This is a genomic window from Streptomyces sp. NPDC029122, from assembly GCF_055569445.1.
Window position 1 is genome coordinate 44588 of the sequence record NZ_JBVHWK010000026.1, and the last position, 21500, is coordinate 66087.

Here is a 21500-nt window from a genome sequence, read left to right on the forward strand (position 1 = left end):
GCCCGGGGGGTCATGGCAGGATGCGACGGGGGCCGAGCCGCGCCTCGAACCGCCGCTTGCGGCAGAGCGGTCTGGGAACTGGAGGGACTCATGTCTGATCTTCCCCGGAAGGCGGTCACGCGTACCGTCAAGCTGGCCGCGCTCCCGCTCGGCATCGCCGGCCGGGCAACGTGGGGGCTGGGCAAGCGGATCGGCGGCAAGTCCGCCGAGATCGTGGCGCGCGAGCTCCAGCAGCGCACCGCCGAGCAGTTGTTCCGCACGCTCGGGGAGCTGAAGGGGGGCGCGATGAAGGTCGGGCAGGCCCTTTCGGTCTTCGAGTCGGCGCTTCCCGAGGAGGTCGCCGGGCCCTACCGGGCCGCGCTGACGAAGCTCCAGGAGGCGGCTCCGCCGCTGCCGGCGGAGCGGGTGCACCAGGTGCTGGCGGAGCGGCTCGGCGCCGACTGGCGGGAGCTGTTCGAGGAATTCGAGGACAAGCCTTCCGCGGCCGCCTCGATCGGGCAGGTGCACCGGGCGGTGTGGCACGACGGGCGGCAGGTGGCGGTCAAGGTCCAGTACCCGGGGGCCGGTGAGGCGCTGCTGTCGGACCTCAAGCAGCTGGGCCGGTTCGCCGGTCTGCTGGGTCCGCTGGTGCCGGGCATGGACATCAAGCCGCTGATAACCGAGCTGCGCGACCGGGTCGCGGAGGAGCTGGACTACGAGCTGGAGGCCGAAGCGCAGCGCACCCACGCCGACGCCTTCGACGATGACGGGGACGTGGTCGTCCCGGACGTCGTGCACCAGGGCGACCAGGTGCTGGTGACCGAGTGGATGGAGGGCACCCCGCTGTCCGAGGTGATAGCCGACGGGACGCGGGAGGAGCGTGACCGCGCCGGGCAGTTGCTGGCCCGGTTCCTCTTCTCCGGGCCCGCGCGCACCGGGCTGCTGCACGCCGATCCGCACCCGGGCAACTTCCGGCTGATAACGGGGGCGGACGGCCGGATGCGGCTGGGCGTGCTGGACTTCGGCACGGTGGACCGGCTGCCGGGCGGCTGGCCCAAGCCGATCGGCCGGTCGCTGCGGATGACTCTGGACGGGGACGCCGAGGGGGTCTACGGGCACCTGCGCGCGGAGGGGTTCGTCAGGGAGAGCGTCGAACTGGACCCGGACGCGGTGCTCGACTACCTCAAGCCCATCATCGAGCCCGCCGAGGCCGAGGAGTTCACCTTCACCCGGCCGTGGCTGCGCGGGCAGGCGGCGCGGATCGCCGATCCGCGCTCTCCCGCCCACCAGTTGGGCCGGCAGATCAACCTGCCGCCGTCCTACCTGCTGATCCACCGGGTGTCGCTGAGCACCATCGGCGTCCTGTGCCAGCTGGGGGCGACGGTACGGCTGCGCGACGAACTGGAGTCCTGGCTGCCGGGGTTCCTGCCCGAGGACTGACCGGCGCGGTCCGGGTCCGGGCGCGGGCCGGGTCCGGGCGCGGGCCGGCCGGGAGTCACCACCAGGAGGAGTCGAGCCGGCCCTCGATCGCCCTGAGGTTGGCGCGCGCGCAGTCGACGCAGAAGTACTGTCTGGTCCCGTTCTCCACCGAACACGTCCAGGTGGGTGGCGGCGGGGCGCCTTCCGGGGAGCGGGCACCGCAGCGCGCGCAGACGACGGGCTGGGCCGCGGGCCCGGGCGGGGTGGGGTGGGGGGTCGGCTGGTCCACCACCAGACGATATCCCCGCCGGGTCGTGCCGGGCCCGCAACGCACCGGGGGGACCGGTCCGTTCGGACCGGTCCCCCCGGGTGCTGCCGCCGCCGGCCGCGTTCAGCCGGATCCGGCGGCGTTCGAGTCGCCTTCAAGCCGCTTCCGAGCCCTGTGGGCTCGCCGCGCGCTCAGTGCATGACGGCCATGGCCAGCGCGCGCCGGGCGCGCATGGAGACGCGCTCGGCCTTTCGCTGCATGCGCCGCGCGGCGACCAGGCGCAGGGCGTGACGCTCGGCGTCCACCTCGCGCATGCGGTCGTCCATATGGGCACGGGCCAGGGCTTCTGGGATGAGTTGCATTTCGCGGGTCCTGTTCTGGCGCGAGGTGATCGCACCGGCGGTGATGAAGTCTGCGGTGGCGGAGCCGTGCGGCTGCTCGCTCGTGGTGGCGTAGGGGGACATGGGGGCCTGCTTCAGGGGGTCGTGCGTGAGGGGGCGGTCGATGGTTCCGGTGGCGGTCATGCCGCTGCGACCGGGTTCTTGCGCGGGCGGCCGCGGGGCCGCTTGCGGGCCACGACCACGCCCTGGACGAAGAGCTCGCCGCCCCATACGCCCCAGGGCTCGCGGCGCTCCTTGGCGCCGGCGAGGCAGGCCTCGACCAGCGGGCAGGTGCCGCAGAGGGACTTGGCGTACTCGACGTCGGCCGGGGACTCGGCGAAGAAGACCTCGGGGTCGAAGGTGCGGCAGGGGACGGGCACGCCGAGGTTCTCGATCGCGTCGTCGAGCGCGGTGAGCGCGGTGAGGGGGGTCAAGGTGGAGTCCTCCGGGACTGCGGGCGGGGAGATCGTTTGGGTCTGCGGTACGGACGGGGCGTGCGCTTCGAGTTGCACGGTGTTTTCTTCCTCGTCTTGTTCGGCTAGTCGTTCCGGCCGGTCGGCCGGGTGGCGGCTGGTCCTGCCAGTCCCGAGGCCCCTTCGCTCCGTCGTCCCCGTTCGGGGACAAACAGAAGGGCCGCGGATCCCGGGTGGGGTTCCGCGGCCCTGAAGGCGCCGGCCTGATCATGCGATCAGGCTGGATCACTCCAGGGTTCGAGCCCACGGAAGGCCCACATCAGGTGGTGCTGCTGCTTCGTCTGCGTCTGGATTCCGGCACCGGCCGCGGCCGCGAAGCCATAGGCGCCGTGCGCCTGCGGGGCTTCCGCTACTGCCACCAGTGCCTTGGTCGGTCGCTCATTGCGCTCGCTGACCGGAAGGGTCGCCAGCAGGGCGGGGCTGTCAGCGGAAATCGCGGACAGACCGGTGCCCCGGAGGGAGACGGAACCGAGCAGGCAGGAAGCGTCGACCGAGCGATCGGTCATTTTGGTGAAGGTCATGAAGCTGGTCACTGGTCTCGCCTCCTCTCGGCGTCTCGGGGACCGGGCCCGGGGGCCTGTCCCATGTATTCGGATAAGTACAGCACGGATCCAGGGCTTCGGAGAAGCCACCGTTTCCGTTGCTAAGAACCTATGGGGCTGCGACGGGCATGTGCAAACTATTTTTCCGACGAGTTTCTACGCGTCGTCAGGATCCCCGCCCTCAGGGTCCTGACCAGTACAGATGGCCAGGACATCGGCGCCGTAGCGCTCGAGCTTGCGGCCGCCCACCCCGGAGATCATCGCGAGCTCTCCGGGCTCGGAGGGTGCCGCCTCGGCGATCGCCATCAGGGTTTTGTCCGTGAACACACAATACGCGGGCATTCCCTGGAGCTTCGACTGGCCGGCGCGCCACTCGCGCAGCCGCTCGTAGAGGCCCTCGTCCATGTCCGACGGGCAGTCCCCGCAGCGCATCAGCTTGATGTCCCCGGCCTCGGTCAGCGTCCTGCCGCAGACCCGGCACAGCACCGGCCCCCGGCGGCCGCGCTTGCGCGGTGCGCCCTCGGCCGGGGCGCCCGGCCGGCTCACGGGAGCCGCGGAGCCCGGCCGCAGCCCGTTCAGGAAGCGGCTGGGACGACGGGAGGCCCGGCCGCCGGGAGCCCGGGAGAGAGCCCAGGAGAGGGTCAGGTGGAGCCGGGCCCGGGTGACGCCGACGTACAGCAGCCGGCGCTCCTCCTCGACCTGTTCGTCGGTCTTGGCATACGTGATCGGCATCATGCCGTCGGTGAGGCCGGCCAGGAACACGGCGTCCCACTCCAGGCCCTTCGCGGCGTGCAGCGAGGCGAGGCTGACGCCCTGGACGGTCGGCGCGTGCTGCGCGGCCTTGCGCTCGTCCAGCTCGACGGTGAGCTCGGCCAGCCCGGCGCCGGGGCGGCTGCGGGCGAAGTCCTCGGCGAGGCGGACCAGCGCGGCCAGCGATTCCCACTGGTCGCGCACCGCGCCGGAGCCGGCGGGCGGCTCGGCGGTCCAGCCGGTGGAGCTGAGCACGGCCCGGACCTGGGCCCCCAGCTCGACGACGTCGTCCAGCAGCGGGTCGTTGCCCACGGAGCGGGCGGCGCCGCGCAGCGCGAGGACCGCCTTCTGCACCTCGGCGCGCTCGAAGAAGCGCTCCGCCCCGCGCAGCTGGTACGGGACGCCGGCGTCGGCGAGGGCCTGCTCGTACACCTCGGACTGGGCGTTGATGCGGTAGAGGACGGCGATCTCGCCGGCCGGGACCCCGGCCGCGATCAGGTCGCGGATGCGGCGGGCCACGCCCTCGGCCTCGGCGGGCTCGTCGGGGTACTCGGCGTAGACCGGGTCGGGGCCGGGTTCGCGCTGGGAGACGAGCTCCAGCCGGTGCTCGGCGGCCCGGCCGCGGGCCTGGTTCAGCAGACCGTTGGCGAGGTGGACCACCTGGGGGGTGGAGCGGTAGTCGCGGACCAGCTTGACCACGGTGGCCTGCGGGTAGCGGGTGCGGAAGTTCAGCAGGTGGTCGGGGGTCGCGCCGGTGAAGGAGTAGATCGTCTGGCTGGCGTCGCCGACGACGCAGAGGTTGTCGCGGTCGCCGAGCCACAGCTCCAGCAGGCGCTGCTGGAGCGGGCTGACGTCCTGGTACTCGTCCACCACGAAGTGCTGGTACTGGGTGCGGATCTGCTCGGCGATGTCGTGGCGGTCCTGGAGGATGCCGACGGTGAGGAGCAGCACGTCCTCGAAGTCGATCATGCCGCGGTCCCGCTTGAGCTGCTCGTACGTGCCGTAGATCTGCGCGATCTCCGCCATGTCGCGGGGGGCCTCGCGGCCCGCCTTGAGGGCGGCGGCCGGGTAGTCGGCGGGCACGGTCTGGGTGACCTTGGCCCACTCGATCTCGCCGGTGACGTCGCGCAGCTCGTTGCGGTCGAGGCGGACCCGGCAGCGCGCGCCGGCCTCGGCCACGAACTGGATCTTGCGTTCCAGGAGGCGGGGCACCTCCCCGCCGATCGCCCGGGGCCAGAAGTACTGGAGCTGGCGGAGGGCGGCGGAGTGGAAGGTGCGGGCCTGGACCCCGCCCGCGCCGAGGGCGCGCAGCCGGCCGCGCATCTCTCCGGCGGCGCGGTTGGTGAAGGTGACGGCCAGCACGCTGGCCGGCATGAGCTGGCCCGAGCGGACCCCGTAGGCGATGCGGTGGGTGATCGCCCGGGTCTTGCCGGTACCGGCGCCGGCCAGCACGCACACCGGACCGCGCAGGGTCGTGGCGACCTCGCGCTGCTCAGGGTCGAGGCCCTGGAGCACGGCGTCGGCGTCGACGTCGGGCGCGCCGCCGCCGGCCGGTACGGATGAGGAGTGCGTTGCTGCTGTCACCCCGCCATGCTGCCAGGTCCGGTGGGCCGGACGGGAAACCCGTCCACAGGGCCGTGGGGTCCGTCATACCGGTGGGACCGCCGGACCGGCGGGTATCCCGGGAGCGGACCGGCCGGCAGTCGGATCGGTCACACCGGTCGGCGGGGCGGGAATGGCGCGGCGGGGCGGGACGTTCGACTCCTCGGATCATCCGGCTCGGATCGACCGGCATCGCGATCCACCGAGACCTCACAGAGGAGCGAGCATGCAGGACACGGGCACCGTCACGATGTACAGCACCACCTGGTGCGGCTACTGCCGTCGGCTGAAGACCCAGCTGGACCGGGAAGGCATCGCGTACAACGAGATCAACATCGAGCTCGACCCGGAGTCCGCGGCGTTCGTGGAGAAGGCCAACAACGGCAACCAGACGGTTCCGACCGTGCTCGTGAAGTCCTCCGCCGGCAACGAGTCCGTCATGACGAACCCGAGCCTCGCCCAGGTCAAGCAGGCCCTCGCCGTCTGACCCGCCCGCTCCCAGGACGGCCCCCGCCCCGGCGGGGGCCGTCCGCGTCCGCGGGCGGCGTCCTCAGACGGTGGCCGGCCCCTTGGGGAGCGGCTGGCCGTACCAGAGCTCGACCAGGCGGGCCGCGATGGAGATGCCCGACGGGGGCAGGACCTCGCCGGCCTCGATCGCGGCGCGGTAGTCCTCGCGGGAGAACCACCGGGCCTCCTGGATCTCCTCGCCGTCGACCGTGATCTCCGAGCTGACGGCGCGGGCGTTGAAGCCCAGCATCAAGCTGTACGGGAACGGCCAGGGCTGGCTGGCGACGTACTCGACCGCGCCGATGCGCACCCCCGCCTCCTCCCACACCTCGCGGATCACCGACTGCTCGATCGACTCGCCGGGCTCCACGAAGCCGGCCAGCGTGGAGAAGCGGCCCTCCGGCCAGTGCACCTGGCGGCCCAGCAGCGCGCGGTCGTGCTCGTCGGTGACCAGCATGATCACGGCCGGGTCGGTGCGCGGGTAGTGCTCGGCACCGCAGCCGGGGCAGCGGCGGATGTGGCCGGCCGCGGCGACGACGGTGCGCTCGCCGCAGCGGGAGCAGAAGCGGTGCATGCGCTGCCAGTTCTCCAGCGCCACCGCGTGCACCATCAGTCCGGCGTCGCGCGGGTTCAGCAGCAGCCCGGCCTCGCGGAGCCCGGCCGGGCGGGCCGACTGGTCCATGCGGCCCGGCAGGGAGTCCTTCTGCAGCGCGAAGTACCGTACGCCGTCCTCGTCGGTGCCCAGGAAGTACCGGTGCGTCTCGGTGACCGGGGCCTCGAAGGCGGGGGTCATCACGATGCCCGTCCCGCCGTCGGGGGTGTCGTCGATCAGCACCTGGCCGCCGGAGACGACGAAGACGCGGGTCGTCGGGTGGCTCCAGGCCGCGGCGAGCCACGCCTCGTCGAGGCGGTGGTGCGCGGCGCGGTCGATCCCGCTGGGCGCGGTGAGCGAGAGGGGTCGCTCGGTATGGGTGCTCACTGGTACTTCCAACTCCCCCGGTGGTGGGACAAGGCAGGCGTACGGAACGGTTGTCAGGTGGTGGCGGCGGTGGCCGTCCGCGGCGACCAGTTCGCGGCGAGGTCGCCCCACAGGTAGGCGGTGGTCTCCACGCCCTTGAGGAGGAGGTCGAGCTCGACCTTCTCGTTCGGCGAGTGCCAGCCGTCGGAGGGTACGGAGATCCCCAGGAACAGCACCGGGGCGCCCAGCACGTCCTGGAGGTCGGCCGCCGGCCCGGAGCCGCCCTCGCGGGTGAAGCGGATCTGCTGCCCGAAGGCGCGGCCCATGGCGCGGACCACGGACCGCAGCGCGGGGTGGTCCAGCGGGGTGAGGCAGGGACGGGTGGGCGCGCCGAAGGTGATGCTGTGCCGGATCCCGTCGGGCACCCGGGCCGCGACCCAGTCCCGGACGGCCGCCTCGACCTCGTACGGGTCCTGCCCGGAGACCAGGCGGAACGACAGCTTCAGGTGGGCGGAGGCGGGCACGATCGTCTTGCCGCCGGGGCCCTGGTAGCCGCCGCCGATGCCGTTGACCTCGGCGGTCGGGCGGGCCCAGACCCGCTCCAGGGTGGAGTAGCCCGCCTCGCCCGCGGCGGCGTGGGACTTGGCCGTACGCAGCCACTCTGCCTCGTCGAAGGGCAGCTCGGAGATCAGCCGGCGCTCGGCGTCGGTCAGCTCGGCGATGTCGTCGTAGAAGCCGGGGATCATGACCCGCCCGTCCTCGTCGTGCAGCGCCGCGACGACGCGGGCGGCGACGGTGGCCGGGTTGGGCACGGCCCCGCCGAAGGCGCCCGAGTGGATGTCCTGGTCGGGGCCGTGGAAGTCGATCTCGCAGTCGGCGACGCCGCGCATGCCCGTGCAGACGGTGGGGGTGGTCTCGGACCACATGCCGGTGTCGGACACGATCACGACGTCGGCGGCGAGTGCGGCGGCGCGGTCCTCGACGAGGGCGCGGAAGTGCGGCGAGCCGGACTCCTCCTCGCCCTCGATGAGCAGCTTGAGGTGCACGGCGGGGGCCCCGGCGCCGGTCGCCGCGAGGTGGGCGCGCACGCCGAGCGTGTGGAAGAACACCTGGCCCTTGTCGTCGGCCGCGCCCCGCCCGTACATCCGGCCGTCCTTGACGACCGGCTCGAAGGGCTCGGTGTGCCAGCCGTCGGCGAGGGCGGCGGGCTGGACGTCGTGGTGCCCGTACACGAGGACGGTGGGGGCGGCGGGGTCGGCGGCCGGCCAGTGGGCGAACACGGCGGGGGCGCCGGCGGTCTCCCAGACCTCGGTGACGGGGAAGCCGGTCTCCTTGAGCTTCGCGGCGAGCCAGTCGGCGCTGCGGCGTACGTCGTCCGCGTGCTCGGGCTGGGCCGAGACGGAGGGGATGCGGAGCCACTCGGCGAGGTCGTCGAGGAAGGCGGCGCGGTGGGTCTCGATGTACGTGCGGACGACGCTGTCCGGGGTTTCGCTCATGGCCACGAGCCTAACCGTCCGCCTGGTGGGCACCGTCCGCGCCCGATTCGCCTTGGAGGATCCGCTCAAGACGCTCCCGTCCGGGGAGGTCACGGGGGCGGATCACCCGGCCGCTGCGGACGTGCAGGAAGGCGGCCGAGACCCGGTCGAGGGGAGTGCCGGTGGCTTCGGCCCAGGCCAGGCGGTACACGGCGAGCTGGAGGGGGTCGGCCTGGGTGGTGCGGCCCGTCTTCCAGTCGACCACCTCGTACGAGCCGTCCGGGTTGCGGTAGACGGCGTCGATCCGGCCGCGGATCACCCGGCCGGCGAGGGTGAGCTGGACCGGGGCCTCCATCCGGTACGGGGTGCGCTCGGCGTACTCGCTGCGCTCGAAGGCGGCCTTGAGGGCGGCGAGGTCGGCCTCGTCGGCGACCTCCTGGCCGGAGCCGGGGAGGTCGGTCGCGGGGTCGAGGAGGTCGTCGAGGAGCGGCAGGGGCAGTTCCTCGAAGCGGGACTCGACCCAGGCGTGGAAACGGGTGCCCTGGCGGGCCGCGGGCTGCGGCGGCTTGGGCATGGGGCGGGCGAGATCGCGTACGAAGCCCTGCTCGTCGGCGGCGAGGCGCAGGAGCTGGCTCGCGGACAGGGCGGAGGGCAGCTCGACGTCCCGTACGGCTGCGCGGGCGCGGCGGAGCTCGCCCTCGAGGGCGTCGAGGTCACGGTCCCAGGAGGCCACCGTCCGGGCCTCCTCGGGGGTCAGCCCATCGCCGGCCGGGTGCCGCGGGCCGCCGGCGTGCGGGTACGGGAGCGCCGGGCCCGCCTGCCGGGGAACGACGGCCCCGCCGGCGCGGAGGCGGTCATCGGCGGCGGACACCGGGCGGGCGGCTTCGCCGGCCCAGAGGTCGTCCGGCGGGGCGGCGGGCCCCGGCGGAGCCCACGGGTCCGCCGGTACCGCTTCGCCGGCCCACAGGTCGTCCTCGGCGGGGGCGGCCGGGGCGTCGGGCGGGGGTTCGTCGTCGTAGGACGGGTCCTCGCAGTGCGGGGGCCAGAGGTAGGGGTCTTCTTCGGCCGGGGCCTGGGGGCGGGGGGCGGCGAGGTGGGCCTCGACCAGGGCGGCCGCCTCTCGGCGCAGGGCCAGGGAGGCCGGGTCCAGGGGCAGGGGCCAGGTGTGGTCGGCGTCGGCGTCGGCCGCCAGGGCCGGGTTCTCGGCGTCGGGGGCCGGTTCGTCCGCCCAGGCTTCGATCTCGCCGAAGCCGGCCGCGCAGTGGTCGTGGAGGGCCTGGAGGAAGGCGGAAGGGCCCCGGCGGCGCTTCTGGGTGGGGCCCCACCAGTGGCCGGAGGCCAGCAGGAGGGAGCGGGGTCGGGTGAAGGTCACGTAGCCGAGGCGGAGCTCTTCCGTCTGCTTGTGGGCCTTCAGGGACGCTTTGAAGGACTTCAGGCCCGCCGGGGTCCATTCCGGGTCCCCGGGCAGGGTCGGGGCGTCACCGCGCAGGGCGTACGGGAGGACCTTCGGGTACGAGGTCCAGGCCTCGGGGGCCTTCTCCTTGGGGAAGGAGCCCGCGCAGAGGCCGGGGACGACCACCACGTCCCACTCCAGGCCCTTGGACTTGTGGGCCGTCAGCACCTTGACCGTGTTCTCCCCGCCGGGCAGCGCGTGGTCGAGGCCCTTCTCGTACTGCGCGGCCGTGCGCAGGAAGCCCAGGAACGCCAGCAGGGTCGCCTCGCCGTCCAGCGCGGCGAAGCCGGCCGCGACGTCGAGGAAGCCGGAGAGCGTCTCGCGCCGGCGGGCGGCCAGGGCGTGCGGGGAGGCGGACAGTTCCACGTCGAGGCCCGTCGTGGCCAGGACCCGGTGCAGGACGTCCATCAGGGGGTCGGCGAGGGCGCGGCGCAGGTCCCGCAGCTCCTGGGCGAGGTGGGCGAAGCGGACCCGGGCGGCGGCGGAGAAGGGCAGGTCCTCGGCGGCCCCGCCGTCGAGGAAGGTCTCCAGCGCGTCGGCCAGGGAGACGACCTCCGCCGGGTCGACGCCCTCGACCGCCGCGGCGAGCCGGCCGTCGGGGCCCCGGTCGGCGCCGGGCCGGGCCACCAGTTGCCGGGCCAGGCGCCCGAGCAGGGCCAGGTCGCGGGCGCCGACGCGCCAGCGGGGGCCGATGAGCAGGCGTACCAGGGCGGCGTTGGCCCCGGGGTCCTGGAGCACCTCGCAGACGGAGACGAGGTCGGCCACTTCCGGGAGGTGCAGCAGGCCGGACAGGCCCACGACCTCCACCGGGACGTCCCGGGCGACCAGGACCGCCTGGATGCGGGCGAAGTCGGCGGCGGAGCGGCACAGCACCGCGATCTCGCCCGGCTCGGTGCCCGTGCGCACCAGGTGCGCGACGGAGTCGCCGAGCCATTCGAGCTCCTCGGCGTGGGTGTTCAGCAGGGCGCAGCGGACCACTCCGTCGCGCTCGGCGCCGGGGCCGGGGCGCAGCGCCTCGACGCCCTCGTGGAGGGCTCGGAGCGGGGCGGCGAGGCCGTTGGCCAGGGCGAGGAGGCGGCCGCCGCTGCGGCGGTTCTCGCTGAGGGAGAGCCGGGTCGCGGGGCGGCCGTCGGCGTGCGGGAAGTGCTCGGGGAAGTCGTCGAGGTTGGCGACGGACGCGCCGCGCCAGCCGTAGATGGCCTGGCAGGGGTCGCCGACGGCGGTCACGGCGTGCCCGGTGCCCGCGCCGAAGAGGCCGGACAGCAGCAGCCGCTGGGCGACGGAGGTGTCCTGGTACTCGTCGAGGAGGACCACCCGGAACTCCTCGCGCAGCAGGGCTCCGACCTCCGGGCGGGTGGTCGCGAGCCGCGCGGAGAGGGCGATCTGGTCGCCGAAGTCGAAGAGGTCGCGGGAGCGCTTGGCGGCGCGGTAGCGGGAGACCAGTTCGAGCAGCTCCAGGCGGCCGCGTACCGCTTCGGGGACCTTGCGCAGGTCGTCGTTGGTGAGCTTGGCGCCGGCGAGCCCGTCGAGCAGAGCGGTGTCGTACGCGCGCAGCGCGGCCGGCTCGACGAGGTGCTCGGAGAGTTCCGCGTCGAGCGCGAGGAGGTCGCTGACCAGGTCGGGCACGGACTTGGTGAGGGACGGGTAGGGGCCGGGGGCCTCGCGGAGCACCTTCGCGGCGAGCTGGAAGCGGGTGGCGTCGGCGAGGAGGCGGGCGCTGGGCTCGAGGCCGATGCGCAGGCCGTGGTCCTTGAGGAGCTGCCCGGCGAAGGCGTGGTAGGTGGAGATGCGGGGCTCGCCGCCGGCCGTCCCGGCCTCGACGTCGGCCGGGGAAGGGTCGGGGTCGGTGATGCCGGCCCGGGCGAGGGCCTTGCGTACGCGCTCGGCCAGTTCACCGGCGGCCTTGTTGGTGAAGGTCAGGCCGAGGACCTGTTCGGGGGCGACGGTGCCGGTGCCCACCAGCCAGACGACGCGGGCGGCCATGACTGTGGTCTTGCCGGAGCCGGCGCCCGCGACGATCACCTGGGGGGCGGCGGGGGCGGTGACGCAGGCCAGCTGTTCGGGCGTGAAGGGGATCCCGAGGAGCTCCTTGAGCTGCTCGGGATCGTCGAGGACGGGGGTGCGCCCGGACACGTACGCGGTCACCTCAAAAGGCTAGCCGCAGCCGCCGACACTCCCCGCCGCCGTCTCATTCCACGGTCTGGCGGCCCTCGGGCAGGGCGCTGCAGGCGCTGCGGAAGGCGCAGCGGGTGCAGTGTTCGCCGGTGGCGGGGGCGAAGCGTTCGTCCAGGACCCGTCCGGCGGCGGTGGCCAGCAGGTCGCCGACCCATGCGCCGGAGCTGCCGCCGGACAGCGGCTCCTGCGCCTGGATCCTGGGGACCGCGTCGCCGCCGTCGCGCTTCGCGGCGCCCTGGCGCAGCTGGACGAGTTCGGCGCCGCCCGGTTCGGGGCGGCGGCCGTCGAAGACCTCGTCGACGGCTCCCTGGCGGACGGCCAGCTGGTAGACGGCGAGCTGCGGGTGGCGGGCGACCTCCTCCCTGGTCGGGGCGCCCTTGCCGGTCTTGAAGTCGACGACGTACGCGCGGCCCTGCGGGTCGGTCTCGACGCGGTCCATGGAGCCTCGGATCCGTACGGCGTACTCGCCCGCGTCGAGGGTGACGTCGAAGTCGTGCTCGGTGGCGACGGCGGTGCGGCCGCCGCGGTCGGTGGTGTGCCAGCGCAGGAAGCGTTCGAGGGCCGCGCGGGCGTTGTCCTTCTCCTGGCGGGACTTCCAGGGGGCGTCGAAGGCGAGGGCGTCCCAGACGGAGTCGAGGCGTTCCATGAGGACGGCGAGGTCGGCGGGGGTGCGGCCGGAGGCGACCTCGTCGGCGAGGACGTGGACGACGTTGCCGAAGCCCTGGGCGGCGGTGGAGGGGGCGTCGGCCTTGACCTCGCGGCCCAGGAACCACTGGAGGGAGCAGGTGGTGGCGAGCTGCTCCAGCGCGCTGCCGGAGAGGGCGACGGGCCGGTCCCGGTCGCGGAGCGGGGCGGGCGCGCGGGTGGGCTCGTACAGGCCCCACCAGCGCTGCGGGTGCGCGGCGGGGACCAGCGGGCGGTCGTCGTCGTCGGTGAGCGCGGCGAGACGGGCCAGGCGGCGGGCGGCGGCGTCGCGCAGGGCCGGCGAGGCGTCGGGGTCGACGGTGGTGGCGCGGAGCTCGGCGACGAGGGCGGGGACGGCGAGGGGGCGGCGGGGGCGGCCGGTGACGTCCTTGGGGGTGACGCCGAGTTCGGTGAGGAAGCGGGAGGGCTGGTCGCCGTCCTCGGCGGGGGCCTTGACGGCGGTGACGACGAGCCGGTGGCGGGCGCGGGTGGCGGCGACGTAGAAGAGCCGCCGTTCCTCGGCGAGGAGGGCGCCGGGGGTGAGGGGTTCGGCGAGGCCGTCGCGGCCGATGCGGTCGGCCTCCAGGAGGGAGCCGCGGCGGCGCAGGTCGGGCCAGAGCCCTTCCTGCACCCCGGCGACGACGACGAGCCCCCACTCCAGGCCCTTGGAGCGGTGCGCGGTCATGAGGCGTACCGCGTCGCTGCGTACGGCGCGCCCGGTGAGGGTGTCGGCGGCGATGTCCTCGGCCTCGAGCTGTTCGAGGAAGTTGAGCGCGCCGCGGCCTCCGGTACGTTCCTCCGCGCGGGCGGCGTTGTCGAAGAGGGCGCAGACCGCGTCGAGGTCACGGTCGGCGTTGCGGCCGGCGGTGCCGCCGCGGCGGGCCCGGCGTTCGAGCCGCTGCGGCCAGGGGGTGCCGTCCCAGAGGGCCCACAGGGCCTCCTCGGCGGTTCCGCCGCCCTGGAGCAGCTCGCGGGTCTTGCGCAGCAGCAGGCCGAGGCGCTGCGCTCCGCGGGCGTAGGCGGGGTCGTGGGCGGTGAGCCGCTCGGGCTCGGCGAGGGCGCGGGCCAGCAGCACGTCGGAGGGCGCGGGTACGACGACCCCGGCGGCCCGCTCCTCGTCGCGCAGCGCCCGCCCCAGCCGGCGCAGGTCGGCGGCGTCCATCCCGCCGAGCGGCGAGGTGAGCAGCGCGAGCGCCCCCTCGACCCCGACCCACCCCTCGTCTCCGGCGGCGGTGCCGGGGGGAAGGTCCCGCCCACGCGCCCCGAAGCCCGGAGGGGCCTCCCGCTCCCCGGCACCCGGGTGGGCCGGGTCGGCCGGGGCGGCAGGGGTTGCCGGGTCGGCAGGGGTCGCCGGGTCGGCCGGGGCGGCAGAGTCGGCAGGGGCGGCAGGGGTTGCCGGGTCGGCAGAGGCCCCCGGGTCCGCCGGGGCGGCAGAGTCGGCAGCGGCGGCAGGGGTTGCCGGGTCCGGCCGGCCCGGCAGGCCGGTCTCGGCGGAGCCGGACCCCGACAGGTCCGGTGCGAGCACCGGCACGGCAACCGCGCCACCCGGCGCGGCGCCTGCCTGCTCACCGGCCGCCCGGGTGCGGGCCTCCGGCAGGGTCGCCGACACCGTGGCGCTGCCCGGCCGGGCAGCCGCCGACACGGTGACGTCCGGCTCCGCCCCGGGCACGGCGGCGGCGTCCGGCAGTCCGGCGCCGCCCGGCACGGCGGAGCTACCCGGCACGGCGACGGCGTCCCCGTCGCCGGCTGCCGCGTCAGCGGGACCCGGCAGCACGGCCCCGCTCGCCACCGTGTCCGGGGCTGCGTCCGGAGACGAGGTCGCGTCCGGGCCCGCCGAGGCATCCCGGCCGTCGAGCGGCAGCGGCGTGGCAGCACCGCCCGGGCCCACCGGGGCCTCCCCGCCGTCGAGCGGCAGCGGCGCGGAGGGGACACCCGGGTCCACCGCAGTCTCCCCGCCGTCCGGCGGCAGCATCGCGGGCGCCGCATCGGGGTCCGCCGGGGCCTCCCCGCCGTCGAGCGGCAGCGTTCCCGCGGCCGCCGTGGCGGTGAGGCGGAGGGCCGTCAGGAGGGGGGCGACGGCGGGTTCGTGGCGCAGCGGGGTGGACGCCGCGTCGGTCTCCGCGGGGACCCCCGCCGCGATCAGGGCGCGGCGCATCGCCGGGAGGGTGCGGCCGCCCGCGCGGACCAGGACGGCCATGTCCCGCCAGGGCACGCCGTCCTCCAGGTGGGCCCGGCGCAGGATGTCGGCGATGTTGTCGAGCTCGGCGCCCGCCGTCGGGTAGGTGTACACCTCGACCCGGCCGCCTTCCCGCGCGGGCGCGAGGTCGCGGTGGGCCCGGACCGCGGCGGCGGGCAGACGCGGCAGCGGCATGCGGGTGGTGAGGAGGCGGGTGGCGGCGAGCAGGGCGGAGCCCGAGCGGCGGCCGACCGTCAGCGCCCGGACCTGCGCGCCGGGGAAGGCCGAGTCGAAGTCGAGGACGTTGTTGATGTCGGCGCCCCGGAAGGCGTAGATCGACTGGTCGGGGTCGCCGAAGGCCACCAGCGTCCCGGCGGGGCCGTTCAGCGCGCGCAGCAGCCGCAGCTGGGAGGCGTCGGTGTCCTGGTACTCGTCCACGTAGATCACGTCGTAGGCGGAGGACAGCGACGGGGTGCCCTCGGCCAGGAGGACGGCGCGGTGGAGGAGTTCCGCGTAGTCCAGGGAACCCTGGAGGTCGAGGACGTCGAGGTACTCGGAGAGGAAGGCGGCGGCCGCCTTCCAGTCGGGGCGCCCGATGCGCTCGGCGAAGGTGGCGAGTGCCTCCGGGCCCAGGCCGAGCTCGCGGGCGCGGGCCAGGACGGCGCGGACCTCGTCGGCGAAGCCGCGGGTGGTCAGCGCGGCCCGCAGGTCGTCCGGCCAGCGGATGGACCGCAGCCGCCGCTGGCCCTCCAGCAGGGTGCGGACCATCACGTCCTGCTCCGGGCCGGACAGCAGCCGCAACGGGTCCGCGAAGAGCTCGTGGTCCTGGTGGGCACGGACCAGGCCGTAGCAGAAGGAGTGGAAGGTGGTGGCCTGCGGGGCGCGGGCGCCGCCGAGCCGCAGGGCGGCGCGGTCGCGCAGCTCCACGGCCGCCTTCCGGCTGAAGGTGAGGATCAGGATGCGGGCGGGGTCGGTGCCGGCCTCGACCCGGGCGGCGGCCGCCTCCACGAGGGTGGTGGTCTTGCCGGTGCCCGGTCCGGCGAGCACCAGAAGCGGCCCGCGGGTGTGATCAACCACCGCGCGCTGCGCTGCGTCCAGCACAGGGACGGCCACCTGCCGCGGCCCGGTCCGCACCAGGCGGTACGCGTCAGGTGTCCGCGTACGCCGCTCCGAGCGGCCGGGAGAAGAGGTGATCACGTGGGGTGCCGGTCCTGGTGGGTCTGCGGTTGCTGCGGTCTGGCCGGCGGCCGCGGTGGCCGGGAGGCCCCCGGTCGCGTACGCCGAAGAGGCAACGCTACGCCAACCGCGACGGCCCCCGCAGTCCGTCCCGCCGGGGCCGGGCGTCGCCCGGGAGGCCTTCGGCCTCGTCCTCCGTACGGGCCTTCGACCCTCCGTCCGCATCTCGTATGCCGGAAGCTGTCAGGTGTGAGCCTCGTCGCCCCCCTGTCCCTCCTCGCGCCCGTCCCAGCGCGCCCTGCGCATCGCCAGCCGCGGCTCGCCGGAGGCGGTCTCGCGCAGGGGGGTGCCCTCGGACCGGTAGTGCCCGAGGGCGCGCCGCTCGCTGCCGGGCAGGGGTACGCCGTCCGCCCGCACCACGCGCCACCAGGGCACGGCTCCTCCGTACAGGGCCATGACACGCCCGACTTGGCGCGGTCCTCCCTCGCCGAGCCACTCGGCGACGTCCCCGTACGTCATCACCCGGCCGGGCGGAATCCGCTCGGCGACCTCCAGTACCCGCTCCGCGTAGGCGGGCAGCTCTTCGCTCATTCGGCACATGGTGCCGGATGTTCCGGGCGCCCCGGTGGAAGCCTTCCTTCCGTACCGGCGCGCACCCTGCTGCCCCGCTCGGCCGTCGGTCCGTGCCACCATCTTCCGGGCGGTGACTGGTGATACGTGATCAAGAAGAGACGGATGTGACGGCGAAGGAGCGGGTTGTGAGCCCTCCGGACGGCGCGGCGAGGGGCGATGACGCGCGCCCGGACGAGGCGCACCCCGACGACCCGCCCGGCCACACGCCGACGGCGGCCGACCGCGTCGAGGTGGACGAGCCGCTGCTCGCCGCCCGCGTGCACCGGCCCTCGGACCTGGTCCGCCTGCTCGCCGGGATCCTCGGCATCGCCGTCGTGCTCGGCATCGCCGCCTTCGCCCACGGCACCACCGCGGGCCTGGAGCAGGACATCACGCAGGGCACCGGCCAGGCGCCGGACCTGCTGATCAAGGTCGCGGGGCTGGTGTCCAGCATCGCCGTGCTCCTCGTACCGGTGGCCTTCGCCATCGAGCGGCTGATCAAACGCGACGGGCTGCGCATCGCCGACGGCGTCCTCGCGGCCGTCCTCGCGCACGGGGTGACCCTGGCCACCGACCTGTGGGTGTCCCAGGGCGCCCCCGGGACCATCCAGGACGCCCTCACCCGTGCCACGGGCACGCCCGGCGCCTCCACGGACCCGGTGCACGGGTACCTCGCGCCGGTGATCGCGTACATGACGGCCGTCGGGATGACCCGGCGGCCGCGCTGGCGGGTCGCGCTGTGGGTGGTCCTGCTGCTGGACGCCTTCGCGATGCTGGTCAGCGGGTACACCACACCGTTCTCGATCATCCTGACGGTGCTGATCGGCTGGAGCGTGGCGTACGGAACCCTGTACGCGGTCGGCTCGCCGAACGTCCGGCCCACCGGGCAGAACCTCCTCGCCGGGCTGCGCCGCGTCGGCTTCCAGCCGGTCAGCGCGATGCGCGCGGAGGCCCCGGACGGGGACGGCACGGAGATCGGCGACCGAGGCCGCCGGTACCACGTCACATTGGAGGACGGTCCTCCGCTGGACGTCACCGTCGTGGACCGCGAACAGCAGGCGCAGGGCTTCTTCTACCGGGTCTGGCGGCGGCTGACCCTGCGCGGGATCACCACCCGGCGCAGCATCCAGTCCCTGCGCCAGGCGCTGGAGCAGGAGGCCCTGCTCGCGTACGCCGCCATCGCGGCCGGTGCGAACGCGCCGAAGCTGATCGCCACCTCCGAGCTGGGCCCGGACGCCGTGATGCTCGTCTACGAGCACCTGGGCGGCCGCAACCTGGACGCGCTCGCCGACGAGGAGATCACCGACGAGCTGATCCGCAACGCGTGGGAGCAGGTACGGGCCCTGCAGTCGCGCCGGATCGCGCACCGCCGGCTCACGGGGGACGCGCTGGTGGTGGATCGTTCCGGCAAGGTGATCCTCACGGACCTGCGGGGCGGTGAGATCGCGGCCGGCGACCTGGTGCTGCGGATGGACATCGCACAGCTGCTGACCACGCTCGGCCTGCGGGTCGGCGCGGAGCGGTCGGTGGCCTCGGCGGTGTCGGTGCTCGGCCCGGACGCGGTGGCGGACTGCCTGCCGCTGCTCCAGCCGATCGCGCTGAGCCGGTCCACCCGGGCGACCCTGCGCAAGCTGGCCCGGGAGCGGGCCGACCGGCAGCGGGAAGCCGTACTGGAGTCCTCGCGGGCGGCGAAGACCGCGCGCGAGCCGGGCGACGGCGCCGCACCGGCCGCGCCCAGCCCGGCCGCCGACCGCAAGGCCGAGAAGAGGGCGCTGGACGACGCGCTGGAGGGGGCGCGGGAGGAGGACCTGCTCAGCCAGATCCGTCGGCAGGTGCTGCTGATCCGCCCGCAGGCGCCGGTGGAGCCGGCCCGGCTGGAGCGGATCCGGCCGCGCACGCTGGTGTCCTTCATCGCGGGTGCCTTCGGTGCGTACTTCCTGCTCACGCAGCTGGCGCACGTGGACTTCGCGACCATCGTCGGTCAGGCGCAGTGGGGCTGGGTCGGGGCGGCGCTCGCCTTCTCGGCACTGACGTACTTCGCGGCGGCGATGAGCCTGCTGGGCTTCGTCCCGGAACGGGTGTCCTTCCTGCGGACGGTGGTCGCGCAGGTCGCGGGGTCGTTCGTGAAGCTGGTCGCCCCGGCGGCGGTGGGCGGTGTCGCGCTGAACACCCGGTTCCTGCAACGGGCGGGCGTCCGGCCGGGGCTGGCGGTGGCGAGCGTCGGCGCTTCGCAGCTCTTCGGGCTGGCCAGCCACATCCTGCTGCTGCTGGCCTTCGGCTACCTGACGGGCACGGAGAAGACCCCGGAGATGACCCCGTCGAGGACGGTCATCGCGGGCCTGCTGACGGTGGCGGTACTGGTGCTGGTCGTCACGGCGGTGCCGTTCCTGCGGAAGTTCGTGGTGACGCGGGTGCGGGCGCTGTTCGCGGGTGTGGTGCCGCGCATGCTGGACGTGCTCCAGCGGCCGCAGAAGCTGATGACGGGCATCGGCGGCATGCTGCTGCTGACCGGCTGCTTCGTGATGTGCCTGGACGCCTCGATCCGCGCCTTCGGGGGCGGGGAGGCCATCAGCTACGCGAGCATCGCGGTGGTGTTCCTGGCGGGCAACGCGCTCGGCTCGGCGGCGCCGACGCCCGGCGGCATCGGGGCGGTGGAGACCACCCTGACGCTGGGTCTGATCGCGGCGGGACTGGAGAAGGAGGTCGCGATCTCGGCGGTGCTGCTGTTCCGTCTGATGACCTTCTGGCTGCCGGTGCTGCCGGGGTGGCTGTCGTTCAACTTCCTGACCCGCAAGGAAGCCATCTAGCTCCGCGGGTGGCCGGTGGGGGGCGGGGCCGTGTACGCGGCCGCTGCTTCGCCCGTTCCTCCCCCGGCTACCGCTGGGAGGTGCCCCCAGGAGCTGCGCCCCGGACCCCCCGCCATGGCCTGCCGGCCCCGCCCCCCCTGGTCCCGCGCAGTGGGGGCGCGAGGTCCGGCGGGCGCCCCCGCGGGCGGGGCGCGTACGCCGGTAGCCGACGAGGGGCGTGGGCGTGAAGCCGGCCTGTACGCCGGGTTCTGGCACCCGGTGACCTCGCGGTCGCCGGCACGCGGGCCCGTTGGGCGGCGTCGGCGAACAGCACCCCCCCCGGCCACAGTGTCCTTCCTCGCCACCGGCCACGCCCCGCTCCGGCAGGCCGCGGCCACGGCCCCGGCCGCCCCGGCCGCGGTCCTTCGCCACCGGCCGCGCTCCGCCCCCGGCGGGCCACGGTCGCCGCCCGTCCCCCGGACGGGTCAGCGCGCGGGCGGGGGCAGGGGCGCGCCCACAGGATGGGGACATGCCGAGAAACGTCCTCCGGGCCACCACCGCCGCCGCGCTCGCCGCCACGCTGCTCACCACCGGCGCCTGTTCCGACGGCGACGGCAGCGGCGGCCGGAGAACCGGGTCCGGCGCCGCCGAGCCGGTCAAGCCCCTCTCCTGGGGCGAGTGCAACGCCCCCACGGCCGCCCAGGGCGGCGGGCCGGCGCCCGGCCGGGACTGGCAGTGCGCCACGCTCGACGTACCGCTCGACTACGCCGAGCCGGAGGGCGAGACCATCCCCATCGCCCTGATCCGCGCGAAGGCCCGCCGCCAGGCCGAGCGGCTCGGCTCACTGGTGTTCAACTTCGGCGGTCCCGGCGGGTCCGGGATCTCCACGCTGCCGGGCGCCGCCAAGGAGTACGAGGCCCTGCGCGCCCGGTACGACCTGGTGAGCTTCGACCCGCGCGGGGTCGGCGGCAGCGCCCCCGTCCGCTGTGAGGACGACAGGCAGCTGGACGCCTACTACGCGCAGGACTCCTCCCCCGACACCCCGCAGGAGGAGAAGGCCTACGTCGAAGGCATCCGCACGTACCAGGAGGCCTGCCGGGCCAAGTCCGGCAAGGTGCTCCCGTACGTGGGCACCGAGAACGCCGCCCGCGACCTGGACCGGATCCGCCAGGCCCTCGGCGACAAGAAACTGAACTACTTCGGGATCTCCTACGGCACCGAACTCGGCGGGGTCTACGCCCACCTCTTCCCGAAGAACGTCGGCCGGGCCGTCTTCGACGCCGTGGTGGACCCCACCAAGGACGCCGAACAGGGCGCTCTCGGCCAGGCGAAGGGCTTCCAGCTGGCCCTCGGCAACTTCGCCCAGGACTGCGTGGACCGCGGCGACCAGTGCCGGATCCAGGGCAGCACCGCCAAGGAGATCGAGGCGAACGTCATCGAGCTGCAGAAGGACCTGGGCGCCAGGCCGATCCCCGGCATCGGCGGCCGGCAGCTCACCGAGTCGCAGGCGACCAACGGCATCGCCCAGGCCCTGTACTCCAAGGAGTTGTGGCCGCTGCTGGAACAGGGGCTGGACGAAGCCGAAGGCGGGCAGGGACAGTTGCTGATGGCCCTGTCCGACGCACTCAACGGCCGTGACGAAAACGGCCGTTACAGCAACATCGGCGCGGCCAACACCGCCATCAACTGCGCCGACTCCAAGGAGCGCTACACCCTGGAGGAGACCAAGGCCCGGCTGCCGCGCTTCCGTTCGGCCTCGCCCGTCTTCGGGGACTTCCTCGGCTGGGCCCTGCTGAGCTGCACCGACTGGCCGGTGCCGGGTGCCTGGCGGACCCCGGACGTCTCCGCCCCCGGTTCCGCGCCGATCCTGGTGATCGGCAACACCGGTGACCCGGCGACCCCGTACGAGGGCGCGCGCAAGATGGCCGAGCGGCTCGGCAAGGGCGTGGGCGTGGAGCTGACGTACAAGGGCGAGGGGCACGGCGCGTACAACAGCGGCGACAAGTGCGTCCAGGGCGCGGTGAACGCGTACCTGCTCGGCGGGAAGGTGCCGGGCACGGGCACCGTCTGCGCGGCGGCATGAGG

The 21500-nt window shown here is 74.6% G+C and carries 14 protein-coding genes; 4 read left to right on the forward strand and 10 right to left on the reverse strand.

From position 1 onward, the window contains the following. The first annotated feature begins 90 nt into the window (after positions 1–90). Positions 91–1419 (forward strand): ABC1 kinase family protein, encoded by a 1329-nt coding sequence (locus ACZ4WZ_RS26270; RefSeq protein ID WP_467893977.1) that lies wholly within the window; start codon positions 91–93, stop codon positions 1417–1419. 55 nt (positions 1420–1474) lie between these two features. Here the strand turns inward: ACZ4WZ_RS26270 and ACZ4WZ_RS26275 are convergent, their stop codons facing one another. From ACZ4WZ_RS26275 to ACZ4WZ_RS26295, 5 genes are all read right to left on the reverse strand, one after another. Then, positions 1475–1687 carry a hypothetical protein gene (locus ACZ4WZ_RS26275; RefSeq protein ID WP_467893979.1) on the reverse strand — a complete coding sequence of 71 codons (213 nt, stop codon included), beginning with the start codon at positions 1685–1687 and terminating at the stop codon, positions 1475–1477. Positions 1688–1857: 170 nt separating this feature from the next. Further along, complete coding sequence (locus ACZ4WZ_RS26280) at positions 1858–2190, reverse strand: hypothetical protein (RefSeq protein ID WP_388933910.1); 333 nt, start codon at positions 2188–2190, stop codon at positions 1858–1860. Then, positions 2187–2558 (reverse strand): WhiB family transcriptional regulator, encoded by a 372-nt coding sequence (locus tag ACZ4WZ_RS26285; RefSeq protein ID WP_356874535.1) that lies wholly within the window; start codon positions 2556–2558, stop codon positions 2187–2189. Before ACZ4WZ_RS26285 ends, ACZ4WZ_RS26280 begins: the two co-directional genes overlap by 4 nt. 176 nt (positions 2559–2734) lie before the next feature. Next, a complete protein-coding gene (locus ACZ4WZ_RS26290) occupies positions 2735–3040 on the reverse strand; it encodes a hypothetical protein (RefSeq protein WP_467894078.1) in 306 nt (101 codons plus the stop codon). 177 nt (positions 3041–3217) lie between these two features. Next, on the reverse strand, positions 3218–5395 hold the full coding sequence (locus ACZ4WZ_RS26295) for an ATP-dependent DNA helicase UvrD2 (protein WP_467893981.1): 2178 nt from the start codon (positions 5393–5395) through the stop codon (positions 3218–3220). A 244-nt stretch (positions 5396–5639) separates the two neighbouring features. On the opposite strand from ACZ4WZ_RS26295, the gene ACZ4WZ_RS26300 reads away from it, so the two are divergent. After that, entirely contained in the window at positions 5640–5900 is a 261-nt protein-coding gene (locus ACZ4WZ_RS26300; protein ID WP_388933917.1) for a mycoredoxin, read from the forward strand. A 63-nt stretch (positions 5901–5963) separates the two neighbouring features. Here ACZ4WZ_RS26300 and nudC read toward each other — a convergent pair whose 3' ends face one another. The 5 genes from nudC to ACZ4WZ_RS26325 form a co-directional block, all read right to left on the reverse strand. Further along, positions 5964–6911 carry an NAD(+) diphosphatase gene (nudC, locus tag ACZ4WZ_RS26305; RefSeq protein WP_467893982.1) on the reverse strand — a complete coding sequence of 316 codons (948 nt, stop codon included), beginning with the start codon at positions 6909–6911 and terminating at the stop codon, positions 5964–5966. Positions 6912–6952: 41 nt separating this feature from the next. Continuing rightward, entirely contained in the window at positions 6953–8374 is a 1422-nt protein-coding gene (locus ACZ4WZ_RS26310) for a dipeptidase (protein WP_467893984.1), read from the reverse strand. Between the two features lie 10 nt (positions 8375–8384). Continuing rightward, on the reverse strand, positions 8385–11951 hold the full coding sequence (locus ACZ4WZ_RS26315) for a UvrD-helicase domain-containing protein (protein ID WP_467893986.1): 3567 nt from the start codon (positions 11949–11951) through the stop codon (positions 8385–8387). Between the two features lie 43 nt (positions 11952–11994). Further along, positions 11995–15975 carry a UvrD-helicase domain-containing protein gene (locus ACZ4WZ_RS26320; protein WP_467894080.1) on the reverse strand — a complete coding sequence of 1327 codons (3981 nt, stop codon included), beginning with the start codon at positions 15973–15975 and terminating at the stop codon, positions 11995–11997. 285 nt (positions 15976–16260) lie between these two features. After that, positions 16261–16608, reverse strand: a complete 348-nt coding sequence (locus ACZ4WZ_RS26325) for an MGMT family protein (protein WP_467893988.1) — start codon at positions 16606–16608, stop codon at positions 16261–16263. Between the two features lie 119 nt (positions 16609–16727). Here ACZ4WZ_RS26325 and ACZ4WZ_RS26330 point away from each other — a divergent pair, with 119 nt between their 5' ends. Both ACZ4WZ_RS26330 and ACZ4WZ_RS26335 read left to right on the forward strand, forming a co-directional pair. Next, positions 16728–19436, forward strand: coding sequence for a lysylphosphatidylglycerol synthase transmembrane domain-containing protein (locus tag ACZ4WZ_RS26330; RefSeq protein WP_467893989.1), 2709 nt, complete (start codon positions 16728–16730; stop codon positions 19434–19436). Between the two features lie 508 nt (positions 19437–19944). After that, positions 19945–21498, forward strand: a complete 1554-nt coding sequence (locus tag ACZ4WZ_RS26335; protein WP_467893990.1) for an alpha/beta hydrolase — start codon at positions 19945–19947, stop codon at positions 21496–21498. The last annotated feature ends 2 nt before the right edge of the window (positions 21499–21500 follow it).